Genomic DNA, 15,759 nt, shown 5'->3' on the forward strand with positions numbered 1-15,759 from the left:
TCAGCTACACGGTCACCGACGCCGATGGCGACACCAGCACGGCGAAGCTGAACATCACCGTGGGCAACGAAAACGACGGTGTGACCGTGCTCGACCTGGGCACCGACGGCGGCGAGCAGAAGGTCTATGAGGCCAACCTGCCAGACGGCTCGAACCCGAACGCCGCCGCGCTGACCCAAACCGGCAGCTTCAGCGTGGATGCCAAGGACGGCTTGGCCACCTTGGCCATCGACGGCAAAACGGTAATCGAGAACGGCCAGTTGGTGCTGACCACGGTCACCGGCCAGTTGGGTAACGTGCTCACCATCACCGGCTATGATGCGGACACGCAAACGCTGACCTACAGCTACACCCTGAATGACCGTGAGGACCACGGTGGCAATGCCGACCAGGAACTCTCGGAAGACTTCCACGTGGTGGCCACCGACAGCAACGGCGACAGCGACGACACCTGGCTGAACGTACGCATCGAGGACGATACTCCGACCGCCCGCGACGACACCAACGCTGGGGTGGCCACCGAAAACGCCCCCGAACTTGACGGTAATGTGCTGAGCAACGACACCCTCGGCGCGGATTACCAGAGTGAGCCGGTGACCGCGCACACCTACGCAGGCCAATATGGCACCTTGGTGCTTAACGCCGATGGGTCTTATGCCTATACCCTGAACGAGAACTCGGGGCTGAAGGCCGGCGAAACGGGCGTGGAGAAGTTCGTCTACACCCTCACCGACGCCGATGGCGACAGCGGCACCGCCACTTTGACCTTGAAGGTGGCCGGTACCGACCACCCGGTTACCCTGAGCATCGAATGCGACACCCTGACCATTCAGGAGAGCGCCCTAGACGGTGGCAGCCATAGCAATGTGGATGGCCGCAGTGTAGGCGGCACGTTCCAGGTGAGTGCCCCGGATGGCTTGCAAAGCTTGACCGTAGGCGGTGTGGATGTCGTAAAAGATGGCCAGGTGGTCGAATTCGGCACCTCCGCCAGTTCCGCCAGCACCCCCTACGGCACCTTCACCGTGACCGGTTTCGATGCCGCCAGCGGCACGGTGTTCTACACCTACACGTTGGAGCGCGCCGCCGACCACCCCAGTGGTGACGGTGCCAACAGCGTGCTCGACAATATCGGCATCGTCGCTACGGACAGCGACGGCGACAACACCAGTGGCCAGTTGCACATCAAGATCGTCGACGACACCCCGAGCGCTAATGACGGCGGCCAGGTCCTGGAGACCCAGGCCGGTGGTACCAACCTGATGCTGGTGATCGACACTTCCAACAGCATGAATGATTCGGCCCGCGTGGGCGACGGTAGCCAAAGCCGGCTGGACTTCGCCAAGGATGCCATGGATAAGCTGCTGGACCAGTACCAAGCGCTTGGCGATGTGCGCGTGCAAATCGTGACCTTCAACACCGAGGCGCAGCAACTGACGAGCGATTGGGTCACCGTAAGCCAGGCGAAAACCATAATCGACGGCCTCACGGCCTCTGGCGGCACCAACTACGACTATGCCCTGGACCAAGCCAGCGCGGCCTGGAGCGCCGATGGCAAGCTCGACAGTGCTCAGAACGTGAGCTACTTCTTCTCCGATGGCAGCCCGACCCTGTCGGATGAGAACCCTCTCCCCAGCGGCGAGCAGGATGGCCGCACCACGCAACCCGAGCTGGGCGACGGCATCAGTGCCGCCGAGCAGTCGGCCTGGGAAGGCTTTCTAAGCGATCACGATATCAAGTCCTATGCCATTGGCTTGGGCAAGAGCGCGCAGGCCACCTACCTGGAGCCGATCGCCTATGACGGCACCCAAGGTAAAGACCTGCCGGCCAAGGTCGTCACCGACCTCAACGACTTGCCGGCCACGCTCACCGGCACCGTGACCGGTGAACCGGTCAGCGGCACGCTGGTGGGCGACAATGGCTTTGGCGCCGACGGCGGCCACGTGAAGTCCATCAGCCTTGATGGCATGACCTGGAACTTCGATGCCGAACAAGGCAAGGTCACCGCCGAGGGCAAAGGCGATACCTTCAGCTTTGATGCCAGCACGCGCATTTTGACCATCAATACGGCCCACGGCGGTGTGTTGCAAGTGGACATGGACAGCGGCGATTACCGCTACGCGGTGGGCACCGGCAGCGATGCGCGCTATCAGGAAACCATCGGCTTTACCCTGGAGGATGGCGACCATGACACCGTGAGCTCGAGCATCACGGTACAGGTACGCCCAGCCCCGCAGGCGGGCGGCGACTTCACCGCGACCAGCGTGCAGCGGGTGGTCGTGCAGGGCCAGGAGCGTGTGCTGGAACGTAGTGATTTTCACGCCAATACCACGGCGATGGTGGCCACCCTGCTGGTGGCGGGCATCGTCGGTAACGTTGAAGCGAATACCCGTGCAGACACCTTGCAACTGAGCTTGCACAAAGGCGAAACGGTGACGCTCAGCGAAGCAAGCAGCGATACCGAAGGTGTGCGCGTGGGTGTGGTCGATGCCGCTGGCCACTTCCAAGCCGTCACCGGCGGCCAGTTCACCGCCGACAGCGACGGGACGTATAAGCTGCGGGTCGAGATGAACAACGCCGACCACAGCGCTGCGCACGACGTGAAGTACAACATTGAAGTGAACGTCGATTACAGCCAGGTGCAAACCAGCGCCCAACCGACCGTGCAAACGGTGCCGAGCGAGCATCACGCGAGCATCGCACATGCGCTGCTCGCCCAGGCCTCTGGCGCTGAAACCGCAACCGCAACCGCGAGCGTTGCCGACGAGCACACGGCCAGTTACCAGGGCAGCGCGCAGGGCGTGCACGTCGACCTACGCGACGCTGGCTTCGACGGTTTGAGTAAACTGCTGGGGTCTGAGCACGACGACTGGCTGCATGCCGGTGACAAGGGTTCAAACCTGGACGGCGGTGCTGGCAACGACACGCTGGTGGCCGGCAAGGGCAGCGACGTGCTCACCGGCGGTACAGGTGGTGACACCTTTGCCTGGGAACACGGCGCTAGCGGCCACGACGTGATTACCGACTTCAAGGTCGGCGTCGACACCCTCGACCTCAGCCAGTTGCTGGGTGACGTGGCCAAGAACGCTTCGCTGGATGATTTCTTCAAGGTTACCGTCAGCGGTGCGGGCAGTGATGCCACCACCCACTTGGCCGTGAGCACCAGTGCCGGCGGCGCCGCGGCGCAGACCATCGACCTGCAGCATGTGAACCTGGCCGACCAGTACAACGCTGGCAGTATGCCCAGCAGCGATGGGCTGGTGGTTAACGCCCACGATGTGATCAACGGCATGTTGGGGGACCACTCGCTGAAGGTGGATACGGTGTAAAAGCTTCCCGGCCTGTTGGGCTGGAAGCTTTTCAAACCCACGCAGCGCTGTGGCTCAAGCAAGCGGGCCGCCTTCGGGCGGCCCTATCCAGCGCCCCATCGCACCCTGCATGCCCAACTCATGCAGCACCTGGAATTCACCCTCGGTTTCGACCATTTCCGCAATCAGCGGCAGGTCAATGCTGTGGGTGGCGCGCAGCATGGCTTCGATGAACAGGCACTTGTCGCTTTGCCAGTCTATGCCGCGAATATAGGTGCCTTCGACTTTCAACCAGGCCAGGCCCAGCCGGGTGAGGTGGCCGATCTGGCTGAACTGACCACCAAAATGTTGGATGGCGAAGTGAAACCCGCGCTCGCGGATCGCCAAGCTCAGCGCCTGCAACTCGTCGTAGGAGGGCAGCTTGCGCTCGTCGGCCTCCAGGGTCAGCCACTGCCCCAGCGCTGTGGCGCGTTCCAGCCGGTCCAGCAGGGCCTGGCGCCAGCCAGGGTCGCTGAGGGTATCGGCAGACACACTCAACGCCAGCGGGCGTGGCCGGACAGCCAGGTGGTCGAGTACGTGGTCGAGCATGATCTGGTCGAAGCGCCCGGCCCAGCCCAAGCGCTCGACCCACGGTAAAAAATGCCCGGCGGCCACCATTTGCCCTGCCGGGTCTCGCAGGCGCGCCAGCACCTTGTGGTGCAGCAGTGCGCGCCCTGGTGCGCAGTGCACCACCGGCTGGAAGAACAGGTTCAGTTGGCGTTGTTCCAAGGTGTGTTCTAGCCAGCTACGCCATTCATGGGCGTTGGCGCCGGTGTGGTGTTCGCTGTGCGGGGCCAATACCCAGGGCACGGCGGGGTGGGCCTGGGCCTCGGCCAGCGCCTGATCCAGGTGCAGCCACAGCGCCTGCGGGGCCTGCCCGGGGTGGTAGGGCACCGCCGCCAGGTAGCCGACCGGTTGGCAGTCACTGGCACCGGTATGGTACAGCGGGCCGAGCGCATCGCTTAAGTGGCTGAGCAGGTGCCGCGCGTCGGCGGCGGTGGTGACCGGTGCCAGCAGCGCAAACTCGCCGCCCCGGTTGCGCGCGGCCAGCCAATCGGCGCGGGCCGGATCTTGCAGCAGCCGGCGCAGCAGGTCGGCCACCGCGCACAGCAAGGCATCGGTGGCCTGCCCGCCTAGCCGTTGGTTGAGCCCGGTCAGGTGTTTGAGGCGCAGCATCACAAGGTGGCCGGGGCTGTTCTGATCGGCCTGCAGCAAATCGTTGGCCAAGCGGGTTTCAAGCAGGCGCCGGTTGGCAAGCCCCGTCAGGCTGTCGCGAAACGCTTCCTCCTGCAGCAGGTCTGCGCGCGCCGCCTCCGCGCTGAACAGCCCTTCGAGCTTGCCGACCATCAGGTTCATCGCCATCACTACCCGGCGCAGTTCCGGCGTGCGGGGCACCGGCTCCTGCACCACGAATTGGCGCCGGCTGATGGCTTCGGCCTGCGCGGCCATGGCGTCCAGCGGGCGAAGTTGCCGGCGCAGTAGCCAGCCACCCAGCGTGGCACTGGCCAACCCGCATAGCGCCAGCCACGCGAGGCTGCCCAAGGCGCTTTGCCACAGCCGCTGCAAGGCGAAACGGGGTTGGCTCACCACCTGCACTTGGGCAGCCTGGGCCCAGCCTCGCATGATCAACGCTTCACCTTGTTGTGGCGGCAGCGCCGCCAGCCAGGCAAACCAGGCCGGTACCGGGTGCTCATCCGCCGCCTCCCGGCGTTCGACCAGTACCTGGCCGCTGTGTAGGTCCACCAAGCGGATGCTGGTGTAATAGCCGCTGTCGAAGATCGAGCTGACCATCAATTCGAGCATGGCCGCATCGTCTATGTGTGGGGTCAGTGATACGCCCAGCGCGGTGGCTGCGTCCTGAGCATGGGCGCGCAGTTGCGCGAGCATCTGCGCGCGAGAGTTTTCAAGGCCCACGAAGAAGCTGCCAGCAAAGGCCAGTAGCAAGAACAGGCAAATCGCTAGAAACAACTGTTTGAGTAAAGACATCGCGGTGCCTGTCCTGATTAACCCTGGCCGATAGGGAACCCCTCGGCGTCCATTTTGCGCAGTACCGCTTGCCAGCGTGAAAGCCGCTTAGCGTCACCGTTGCGTACCTCGGCGCCACCGCTGCCGGCGAGGAACAGCCCCTCGGCGCTGAAGGCATACACCGGAACCAGGTCGTCACGTTGCGACGCGGGTGCGATATCGGCCACCAGGTTGTCTAGCACCAGCGGGTCGGCCTCTGGGGCTTCGTACCAGGCCAGCACCATGTGCGCCTGGTTGCGCTGCTGCAGTGCCTTGACGTAGGTGATGCGCAGGTTCTGCGCCGGCACGCCGAGGCGGCGCAGGCTGAAGTACTTGGCGATGGCGTAGTCTTCGCAATCGCCGGCCCCCTTGACCAGCGCCTCCACGGGGGTGGCCCAGTAGTCGTCCTGGCCCCAAATCTGCTGGTCGTCGCGAAAGGATAGTTGCCGGTTGAAGAACCGGTTAACTGCATCGAGTTGCTGGCGCGGCGGCAAACCCTGGGCTTGGTCGAGCATGGTCTGCCACGCACGCAGGCGCTGTTCGGCGCTGCCCAACTGGCCGTAGCGCAGTTCGGCGCGCGCCATCACGGTGTCGAAATTCCACATGGGTAAAGCCCAGCCGTTTCCGGGCAGCCAGAGCGCCAACCATAGCAAGCACGCCGCCCTCAACCTGGGAGGAGGGCAGGCAGCACAGCGCGTACTACGCACGGGAACGCCCATGAACACTCAGCCATGATGGATCCGAAGATAAAATTCAGAGCTGTTTTCTGGCGCCTAAATTCCGCCACCAGGAGGGTTTCGGACATACGGCGGCGCTTTGGCGCAGGCTTTTCGGCGAGCCGGCGGGTGCTCATTGACCGGCTTACCGGCGGGTTTTTTGCCAGAGGATGAATACCGTCGCCAGCACCCCGGCGGCGCACACCGTGATACGGACAGCCGGCTGGCTGGCCAGCCAGCAAGAGAAAACGATACCCAACCACAGCGAGGCGATGGCGAGTACCTTGGCGCGGCGTGGCATGCCTTGGCCTTCAAGGTAGGGTTTGATCAACGGCCCCAGCCGCGGGTGTTGTACCAGCCAGCGATGAAAACGTGGCGCGCTGCGCGCAAAGCAGGCAGCGGCCAGCAACAGGAAGGGCACGGTGGGCATTACCGGCAGGAACGCGCCGATCACCGCCAATGCCACGCTCAGCCACCCCGCGCCGAGCAGCAGGGCGCGCTGCCAACGGGGCCGGTGCGGGGTTTGCGCCGTCAATGTGGGCGGGGCTTGAGCAGTGCGGGTTTTTCGTCGGGGGCGTGGATGAGCAGGTAAAGGCCGGTGAGGATCTCTGGGATCTGCACGATCATTTCATCGAGCAGGGCGGCATCCTTGGCGATATCGGCGAATTCGGGTTGTTCGTCGAATAGGCCGGAGCCGGCCATGATCGGCAGCAGCAGCTCGCTCACTTCATCCTCGGCGGTGTCGAACCAGGCTGACTCGCGCAGGAACACACCTTCCATGAAACCGATGCACCAACCGCGCAGGTCGGAATCGTCTGGGTCGTCACCCAGGTCCAGGTCGCACGGCAATTCGAAGTCCTCATCGCTGGCCAACTGGCGGGCGATGTGTGCTTTGAGCGCGACCAGGGTGGTTTCTACCTCGAGCTGCTGAGCTTCGCCGCTGTAGTGCGGCTCCTCGGAGAACAGCGCGTCGATCCACTCCCGCTCCGGTACCGGCTCGGCGCAGATGGCCAGTGCGGTCAGGTAACCATGCGCGGCGATGTAATCCAGCGCTTCATCGTGCAGGTCGTCAGCGTCGAGAAAAGCTTGCAGGCGGGTAAGTTGCTCGGCGAAGGACATTAGGGCGGTTACCTTGGGGAGTGAACGGTAATGAATTCTAGGCCCTGTAACGGGGTTCGCGCCAGCCGCCGGTCTAAGCCGATGGCTCGAAGGGCTACCGGCTCGGGTATAATCCGGCGCTTTGCTCAAGTGCGGCCTGGCGGCAGCGTGCTCACATGCGGTAACGCTTGGGCCGGCCAACCCTTGGGTTTTTCGTGCAGCCTAATGCGAAACAGCGCATTAGGGCTGAAGGGTTTCATGATTTGCGGGGTTATCGATGCTCGAACAGGCGCTGCACGTGCTCAAGGATGTCTTTGGCTACGACAGCTTCCGAGGTAGCCAGGGCGCGATTATCGAACGCGTTGCCAACGGCGGCGATGCATTGGTACTGATGCCTACCGGCGGTGGCAAATCGTTGTGCTATCAGGTGCCGGGGCTGCTGCGCGGCGGCTTGGCGGTCATCGTCTCGCCGCTGATCGCGCTAATGGACGACCAGGTCGCCACCCTCGACGAGTTGGGCGTGCCTGCGGCGGCGCTCAACTCCACCCTGAGCGCCGAGCAGCAGCGCGACCTTGCCGTGCGGTTGCGCCAGGGGGAGGTGAAAATGCTCTACCTGGCCCCGGAGCGCCTGGTCCAACCGCGCATGCTGAGCTTTTTGCAACAACTGGACATCGCCCTGTTCGCCATCGATGAAGCGCACTGCGTGTCGCAATGGGGCCATGACTTTCGCCCCGAATACATGCAATTAGGGCAACTGGCCGAACTGTTCGCGGATGTGCCGCGCATCGCCCTGACCGCAACAGCCGATAAACGCACCCGTGAGGAAATCGTCAACCGCTTGCAGCTACACGATGCCGAGCGGTTCCTCTCAAGCTTCGATCGGCCCAATATCTTTTACCGCATCGTGCCCAAGGAGCAGCCACGCAAGCAGTTGCTGGCGTTCCTCGGCCAGCGCAAGGGCGATGCCGGTATCGTGTACTGCCTGTCGCGTAAGAAGGTCGACGACATCGCGGCCTTTCTGTGCGAACAAGGCTACAGCGCATTGCCGTACCACGCCGGCCTGCCGGCTGAGGTGCGCGCGTATAACCAAAAGCGCTTTCTCAACGAAGAAGGCATCGTGATGGTCGCAACCGTGGCCTTCGGCATGGGCATCGACAAACCCAACGTGCGCTTTGTGGCCCACCTGGACCTGCCCAAGTCCCTGGAAGCCTATTACCAGGAAACCGGCCGGGCCGGGCGCGACGGCCTGCCGGCCGACGCCTGGATGGCCTACGGACTGCAAGATGTGCTGATGCTCAAGCAAATGATGCAGAACTCCGAAGGCGACGAGCGCCATAAGCGGGTGGAACAGCACAAGCTCGACGCCATGCTGGCGTTGTGCGAAGAAACCCGCTGCCGGCGCCAGGCGATGCTGGCCTATTTCGACGAAGAACTGCCCCAGCCGTGTGGCCACTGCGACAACTGCGTCGATGGGGTGCAAACCTGGGATGCCACAGAGCCTGCGCGCCAGGCATTATCGGCCATCTACCGCACCGGCCAGCGTTATGGGGTGGGCCACTTGGTCGACGTGCTGCTGGGCAAAGACAACGACAAAGTGCGCCAGGCCGGGCACCGGCAATTGGCCGTGTTCGGCGTAGGCAAGGGCCAGGCCGAAGGAGAATGGCGCTCGCTGTACCGGCAACTGGTCGCCCGTGGGTTGGCCGACATCGACCTGGAAGGTTTCGGCGGGTTGCGCCTGACCGAAACCTGCCGCCCGCTGCTACGGGGTGAAACCACCCTGCAGTTGCGCCGTGATGCCAAGCCCCAGGTGGCCGCCCGTGGCGCGGGCGGCAGCCCGGCCAGCCAATTGGTGCGTGCCGAGGAGCGCGAGCAGTGGGAGGCGTTGCGCGCCTTGCGCCGGCGCTTGGCCGAGGAGCACGGTGTGCCGCCGTACGTGATTTTTCCGGATTCAACGTTGCTTGAGATGCTGCGTAGCCAGCCTGGCAACCTGGCCGACATGGGCCGCGTCAGTGGTGTGGGCGCGCGTAAGCTTGAACGGTATGGGCAAGCGTTTCTCGAGGTGCTGGCAGGCACCGAGGCGCCCCAAGCCCCGGAGCCTAGCGACCTGCGCCACGAGTTGGCGAGCCTGGCAAGGGCCGGCATGACCCCCGCGCAGATCGCCGGCCAGCTCAAGTGCAGCGAAAAAAACGTTTACGCGCTGCTCGCTGAACTGATTGCTGGCCGGCAACTGGCCCTGGAACAGGCCCTGGACCTGCCCGAAACGTTGATGGTGGAGTTGCAGGATGCCTTCCTCGACGGTGAGGGCGAGTTGCCGCCGGTCAGTGAAGTGCAGCCGCTATTCGCCGGCAGGGTCGCAGAGGGTGTTCTACAGTGTGTGCGAGCGGCGCTGCTAGCAGAGTTCGAGCTATAAAAAAGGCGCCGGTTATACCTTGATACTTGGCATGCATCATGCTTAGCTCACTAACTAATAAAATGAAGCTTATGAGTGACCTCATGCCGTTTATCGATCAACACCGCTTCGGAACCCAGCTTGCCCAATTGTCACGGGCCTGGCGTGCCGAACTCGATCGCCGCTTGGCCAGCCTGGGCTTGTCCCAGGCGCGCTGGTTGGTGCTGCTGCATCTCGCCCGGTTTACCGAATCACCCACCCAGCGCGAACTGGCCAAAAGCGTTGGGGTAGAAGGCCCCACCTTGGCCCGCTTGCTCGATAGCCTTGAATCCCAGGGCTTGGTCAAGCGCCATGCGGTGGTTGAAGACCGCCGCGCGAAGAAAATCATGCTCAGCGCCACGGCCATGCCGTTGATCGAGCAAATCGAAACCATCGCCAACGCGTTGCGCATTGAATTGTTCGTAGGGGTGGGTGAAGAAGAGCTGCGCACGGCGATGGCGGTGCACGCGAAGGTGCTGAACAATCTGGAAAAAAAATCCTGAGGCCTGGCTTTGAGAATGCAGGGCTGCAGGCTATAACGGTGTTTTCGGTAGCAGTTTTTCCCAAGGGATGCTCATGCGCATGTGTTTCTCACCCTCTGGCATGTCGCGCGCTCGGCCTGTGAAGGCGCATTGGCTTGCCGGGCTACTGTGCCTGGGCGTGTTGTCGTGGTCGTCGTTCGCCGTGGCGCTGGGGCTTGGGGACATTGACCTGCATTCGGGGTTGAACCAGCCCTTCAATGCCGATATCGACCTGATCGACGCGGATGGGCTGGGGCCTGAAGATTTACGGGTATCGTTGGCGAGCCCCGAGGCGTTCGCCGCGGCCGGCATGGAGCGGGCCTTTTTTCTAGCCGACCTTCGTTTTACTACAGTGTTCGGCCAAGGGCGGCCCTTTATTCATGTGGAATCCAGCAAGGCGGTGGTCGAGCCTTACCTGAGCCTGTTGGTACAGGTCGACCGCCCCAATGGCCAGGTGCTGCGCGGCTATACCCTGTTGATCGACCCACCCGGCGCGGTGCCGCTGGCTCCGGCCAGGGTGCCTAGCTACGGCAGCCGCGCCGCGCAAGCTACCACCGCCGAGCCCAACCCGGCCAGCGCGCCCGCCCAGGCATCGGCGGCGTTGCCACCGGCCAGCGAAGGCAAACAATACGTGGTGCAGAAAGGCGACACCCTGTGGACCATTGGCAAACAGCTGCAGGCCGCCGGTACGCCAACGCCGCCCAACCAACTGGTGCGTGACATTCGTGCGCTCAACCCAGGGCGTGCGCCGCTCAAGGTGGGCCAAAGCCTGCTGCTGCCCGACGCCGCCGTGTTGCCGCGGCCACCCAGCGAAGCCCCTGAGGCCGAGGAGGCGGTGCCAGGCGACGCTCCCACGGCTACGGACGATGCCCCGCCGCCGCCGCCCGTTGAGCAAGCCCCGGCGCCCGATATGGCTGCTAGCGTGCTCAACCAGCAACTGCAGCAAAACCTCGATGCCTTACAGGCGCAGGTCAAGGGCCTGGAAGGTGAGGTTGCCAGCAAAAACCAGCAACTGAGCGCGCTACAGGGCCAACTGGCGGCGCCGCAGGCCGCGAGGCCAGCCAACCCGCCCCCAGCGGCTGTTCCGGTGCCTGCTGCACCGGCGGCTGTTCCGCCATCGGCTGCCGTGCCGGTAAGCCCCGTGGTGCAAGACAACAGCTGGATCCTGCAACTGGCCGCGCTGGTGTTGCTGCTGCTGTTGGTGGGGTTGTTAGGGTGGCGCCGGTACCGCGCCACCCAGGCCGCGCCCACCGCGCAAGAGCCCCCGGCGGAGGCCACGCCGGCGGTGTATGCCGCGCCGGCGGCCGTGGCCCCGGCCATGCTGGCGCAGGCGCCCGTGGACACGCCGCCCGCGCCCGCGCGCAAGGCTGCAGCCGCCACCGACGCATTGGACGGGGCCAGTATCTATATCGCTTATGGGCGCTTCAACGAGGCGCTGGGTATTCTGCGTGAGGGCTTGCGCCGCGAGCCCGGGCGTACCGACCTGCGTTTACGCATCCTTGACGTACTGGCACAGCAAGGCGATGCCCAAGGCTATACAGCCGAAGAGCAGGCCCTGCGTGATCACGGCGCGCCCGCCCACGAATTGGAGCAGGTACGCCAGCGTTACCCCAAAATCGCCCTGGCCTTGGCGGTGGGTGCCACGGCCGCGGCGGTGGCAAGCCCAGAGGCAGCAGAAGCCAGCGCCGCCTTGGGTGAACTGGATGAGCCGGAATTGATTGCAGACGTACCGCGGGCCGATGTGCAAGCGGTAGCGGAACATGACGCTGCGCCCTTGGCCGAGGATGAGCTGCTGGGCTTAGACCTGTCCGACCTGCCGGACCTTGATAGGCTGGGCACGTTGGGCGAGCCGGCGGCACCCAGCGAGGCTGCGGACGAATTCCAGCTCAACCTCGACGATTTGTCGTTGGATGCCGATTGGGCATCGGTCGACCCCTTCGATTCGCCTGCCAAGGTTCGAGCCCTGGGGGGCGATGAGGCACCCGAGGATGAGACCGAGCAGCGCTTGCCGCTGCCAGACACCCTGGAGCCTGGGTTCACCAGCAACCTCAATGAGTTCCCCGAGGTGTTCGAAATGCCCGAAGGCCATTACCTCGATGAGTTCGGCACCGAGCCCGACGCTGCCGAGGTTGAGAAGGTCAACGAATTCGATGCCTCGGCCCTGGCCTTGGACTTGGACTTGGACTTGGACTTTCTCGACGAGCTCGGCGACCCGCTGCAGCCCGAGGCCCAACCGCCGCAGGCGCCATTGCCCGAGTTGGACGACCTGCCGGAGCTGGAGGCGCTATCGGTGGACTTCGAGGCCATCGAAAACCAGCAGCGGGTGGCTGACAAGCTCGATCAGGCCAGGGCGTTGCTCGACCATGGCGAGCAGGACCAAGCCAGCCGGCTGCTGCACGAGCTGCTGCAAGAGGGCGATGACGCCAGCCGCCAGGGCGCCCGCGCGCTACTGGCGCGCTTGGAGCGCTGAGCATGGCTGGGGCGGAGGTGACCATCACCTATTGCACACAATGCCAGTGGTTATTGCGCGCCGCTTGGCTGGCCCAAGAACTGCTGAGCACCTTTGGCAGCGACTTGGGCAAGGTCAGCCTGGTGCCCGGCACCGGTGGGGTGTTTCATATTACCTGCGAGGGCGTGCAGGTTTGGGAGCGCAAGGCCGATGGTGGTTTTCCCGATGCCAAGGTGCTCAAGCAACGTGTACGTGACCAGATCGACCCTGACCGTAGCCTGGGCCATAACGACCGGTAAAACCTGAAGGGCCAGGCGGTTTTTTGTTTCATAATGCCTTCAATACCGCATCTCGTGGGTACGCGCCAAGGCTCGATACAACGGGTTTATCAACAAGCCAGGCGCACCCATCAGCCGGCGAGCGCTGCTTCGGTGGAGTGATGGTTTACTCACCCTCGATAGTGCGCCCAGGCGCTGAACCCTACTCCTTCCTACAACCCTGGGATCGTTTGGCTCACAAGAAGCCGATGAAATCCATCCAAAGGCTGCCCAGGCCCATCCAGATCACGATGTTGACGATGGCGACAAGCAACCCGGAGATCCACCAAGTGGTTATCGGCACATATCCGATACCGAACATCAGGGGCGCGGTGGCGTTCGAGTAATGTGTGAGGGCACTGTCGATCGACGAAATGAAACCCAACATGAGTGCAGCAAATAGCGGGGGGACCCCAATGGCAATGGCCGCCCCTAGAAAAGCCGCATACATGGCAGATACCTGCGCCACGTTCGAAGCAATGAGGTAGTGGCTGAAAAAGTAGACAAGGCACAAAATGATGAACCCTGGCTTCCAATCTATGTGGCCGATTAGTCCGACCATGTGGGCGCTGACCCAAGGGATCAGGCCCAGTTGATTCAGATAGGTGGCCATCATCACGAGCACACCCATCCATATGAAGGTGTCCCAGGCTTGTTTTTCGCCCTTCACGTCGTCCCACGTCAACGCCCCGCTCAGCAGCAGCACGACCAGGCCAATGAACCCGACCGTCACGGATGAAAGGCCGAATAGGCTATCGCCGACCATCCACAGCACTAGAACGAGGATGACAGTGCCAATGGTGACCCACTCGTCGACCGTGATACGTCCACGGGCTTGCAGTTCGCTACGAGCATGGGCCGCGATCGCCGGCGTCTTGTTCACCTCCGGCCTGTAAAGCCAGTAGAGAAAAGCCGGGACGACGAGCAGGGACACGAGACCGGGGACAATCGCCGCAAGCGCCCAGGTTCCCCAGGTAATGCTTACCCCTTGAACTTTGGCCAGTTGCACAGCGAGCGGGTTGGCCGACAGCGCGGTGAGAAACATCGCCGGTGTCACGGAATTGATTTGGAAAGCCGTGAGCGTAAGGAAGGTCCCCGCTTTTTTCGCGGAGGGCGAATTGGGTTCGCTTCCATAAACCTTCGATACCGACTGTAAAATCGGCATGATCACACCGCCGCCGCGTGCCACGGCCGCCGGTGTTGCGGGCGCCAGCACTAAATCGGTCAGCGCCAGGGCATAGGAGGCACCCAGCACCCGCGACCCCATGCGAGACACGAGAAACAAGGCAATTCGGTAACCGAGCCCCGATTTGATGATGCTGCGTGCAATAAAGAAAGCGGCAACGATAAGCCATACCGTATTTTGCGAAAAACCGGAGAACGCCTCATCAGGGGTCAAAGTCCCGGTAACCATGACCACCACCAAGCCAACCAAGGATACGGCGCCCATAGGCAATGGGTTGCCAACGACCCCGGCTATCGTCGCCACGAAGATCGCCAGTAGATGCCAGGCCACCGGTTTGATTCCCGCCGGTGGCGGGACCATCCATAAGCCCGTCCCGACGACGGTAGGGATCACCCAGCGGATCCACAGGCTAGGGTTTAGCTTGAATGAACGGACCCTCACCACGACAGGATCGGTGGTAGTGGGTGCGGCCGATTCCTGCTTGATCATGGAATCGATCTCTTTGGATTCATTCTTTAACATTGATGCCACAGCCCCTATAGCTCCGATGTGAAGCATCAAGTCGTGCAACCGGCAAGCACGGTTTCTAGAACTTGATAGCGACCTTGATGGGGTCGCCTTCGTGCGAGCGCACGATACTCAGGGCATCGGCGATGTTTTCCAGCGGGAATTCGTGGGTGACCAGTTCGCCACACCGCAACCGCCCCATTTCCGCCAAATGCAGTGCGCGCGCTACATCGCCGCCGCCCTCGCCGCGGCTGGTATGAATCTGAATCCCCTCACGAATCGCCTTGGCCAGGTCCAGGGTGACCGGCTTGGCATAGAAGGCGATAAGCAGCAGCTTGCCGCCGCGCCGGGTGCAGTGTAGGAGCAGGTCCGGTATCGACGCTGCGCCCGCCGAATCGATGGCCAGGTGCACCCCCAGCCCACCGGTGAGGTCGAGAATCGCCTTGACCGGATCGGTCTCGCTCGAATTGATGACGTGATCGGCACCGAGCGTCTTGCCCAGATCGAGGCGATTTTGATCGATGTCGCACAGAATGACTTTTTCGGCGCCGAGCTGCTTGGCGAGCTGCACGGTCATCAGGCCCACCGGGCCGCCACCGAAGATCGCCACGTCCTGGCCGACCACATACCCGCCGGCCGAGTCAAGGCCGAACAGTCCGGTGCCTGCCGTAGTGATCAGGACAGCGTCCTTGAAAGAAATGGAGTCGGCCATTTTGTAGAGGGACGAGGCGTAATGGACCACGTATTCGGCAAAGCCGCCATCGGCCGTCATGCCGCTGGCGCGCTGGCCTTTTGCGGAATCCCCGTAATTCAGGCACATGGTGTATTTGCCGGCCAGGCAATTTTCGCATCGGCCGCAGCCGTGATGTGCCTCGATACAGACACGGTCGCCGACCGCGAGCTCATCCACCGTGTCGCCGAGCGCGACCACCGTGCCGGTCCATTCGTGCCCGGGTGTAAATGCCCCGTAAGGCGGGGTCCCCGGGAAATGGCCATCGTAGATCTTCAGGTCGGTGCCGCACATGCCGCACTCGGCCACCTTTACCAGCACTTCACCGGGGCCTGGCTTGGGCACGGGCTTTTCGATCACACGTATATCACCAGGACCAAACAGCACCGCTGCTCGCATCGTCTCGGGAATATCGCCGTGATTATCAACCTGAAGCGTCATCATGCACCTCCGCTTTCG

11 protein-coding genes are annotated in these 15,759 nt (G+C 63.1%); 5 read left to right on the forward strand and 6 right to left on the reverse strand.

Going from position 1 to position 15,759, the window contains the following annotated elements; all coding sequences use genetic code 11:
* Nucleotides 1-3,326: VWA domain-containing protein (locus HAQ05_RS25465; protein WP_190426380.1), on the forward strand; the 3,326-nt coding region annotated here is incomplete at its 5' end.
* 54 nt (nucleotides 3,327-3,380) lie between these two features.
* Here the strand turns inward: HAQ05_RS25465 and HAQ05_RS25470 are convergent.
* The 4 genes from HAQ05_RS25470 to HAQ05_RS25485 form a co-directional block, all read right to left on the reverse strand.
* Entirely contained in the window at nucleotides 3,381-5,330 is a 1,950-nt protein-coding gene (locus tag HAQ05_RS25470) for an EAL domain-containing protein (protein WP_190426382.1), read from the reverse strand.
* 17 nt (nucleotides 5,331-5,347) lie between these two features.
* Nucleotides 5,348-6,067, reverse strand: a complete 720-nt coding sequence (lapG, locus tag HAQ05_RS25475; protein ID WP_190426384.1) for a cysteine protease LapG — start codon at nucleotides 6,065-6,067, stop codon at nucleotides 5,348-5,350.
* A 142-nt stretch (nucleotides 6,068-6,209) separates the two neighbouring features.
* On the reverse strand, nucleotides 6,210-6,599 hold the full coding sequence (locus HAQ05_RS25480) for a YbaN family protein (RefSeq protein WP_190426387.1): 390 nt from the start codon (nucleotides 6,597-6,599) through the stop codon (nucleotides 6,210-6,212).
* Nucleotides 6,596-7,183: a UPF0149 family protein gene (locus tag HAQ05_RS25485; RefSeq protein WP_190426390.1), complete on the reverse strand. Its 588-nt coding sequence runs from the start codon at nucleotides 7,181-7,183 to the stop codon at nucleotides 6,596-6,598. Before HAQ05_RS25485 ends, HAQ05_RS25480 begins: the two co-directional genes overlap by 4 nt.
* Before the next feature lie 256 nt (nucleotides 7,184-7,439).
* Between HAQ05_RS25485 and recQ the strand changes: the two genes are divergently transcribed.
* From recQ to HAQ05_RS25505, 4 genes are all read left to right on the forward strand, one after another.
* Entirely contained in the window at nucleotides 7,440-9,572 is a 2,133-nt protein-coding gene (gene recQ / locus HAQ05_RS25490; RefSeq protein WP_190426393.1) for a DNA helicase RecQ, read from the forward strand.
* Nucleotides 9,573-9,655: 83 nt separating this feature from the next.
* Nucleotides 9,656-10,093 carry a transcriptional regulator SlyA gene (slyA, locus tag HAQ05_RS25495; RefSeq protein ID WP_190426460.1) on the forward strand — a complete coding sequence of 146 codons (438 nt, stop codon included), beginning with the start codon at nucleotides 9,656-9,658 and terminating at the stop codon, nucleotides 10,091-10,093.
* Between the two features lie 73 nt (nucleotides 10,094-10,166).
* Nucleotides 10,167-12,581, forward strand: a complete 2,415-nt coding sequence (locus tag HAQ05_RS25500) for a FimV/HubP family polar landmark protein (RefSeq protein WP_190426396.1) — start codon at nucleotides 10,167-10,169, stop codon at nucleotides 12,579-12,581.
* Nucleotides 12,582-12,583: 2 nt separating this feature from the next.
* Nucleotides 12,584-12,859 carry an Rdx family protein gene (locus HAQ05_RS25505; protein ID WP_190426399.1) on the forward strand — a complete coding sequence of 92 codons (276 nt, stop codon included), beginning with the start codon at nucleotides 12,584-12,586 and terminating at the stop codon, nucleotides 12,857-12,859.
* 214 nt (nucleotides 12,860-13,073) lie between these two features.
* Here HAQ05_RS25505 and HAQ05_RS25510 read toward each other — a convergent pair whose 3' ends face one another.
* Both HAQ05_RS25510 and HAQ05_RS25515 read right to left on the reverse strand, forming a co-directional pair.
* A complete protein-coding gene (locus HAQ05_RS25510; RefSeq protein WP_190426416.1) occupies nucleotides 13,074-14,552 on the reverse strand; it encodes a DASS family sodium-coupled anion symporter in 1,479 nt (492 codons plus the stop codon).
* A 97-nt stretch (nucleotides 14,553-14,649) separates the two neighbouring features.
* Nucleotides 14,650-15,744 (reverse strand): zinc-dependent alcohol dehydrogenase, encoded by a 1,095-nt coding sequence (locus HAQ05_RS25515; protein ID WP_190426418.1) that lies wholly within the window; start codon nucleotides 15,742-15,744, stop codon nucleotides 14,650-14,652.
* Between the last annotated feature and the right edge of the window lie 15 nt (nucleotides 15,745-15,759).

Origin of the sequence: Pseudomonas typographi (genome assembly GCF_014694385.1) — a bacterium.
Taxonomy (GTDB): domain Bacteria; phylum Pseudomonadota; class Gammaproteobacteria; order Pseudomonadales; family Pseudomonadaceae; genus Aquipseudomonas; species Aquipseudomonas typographi.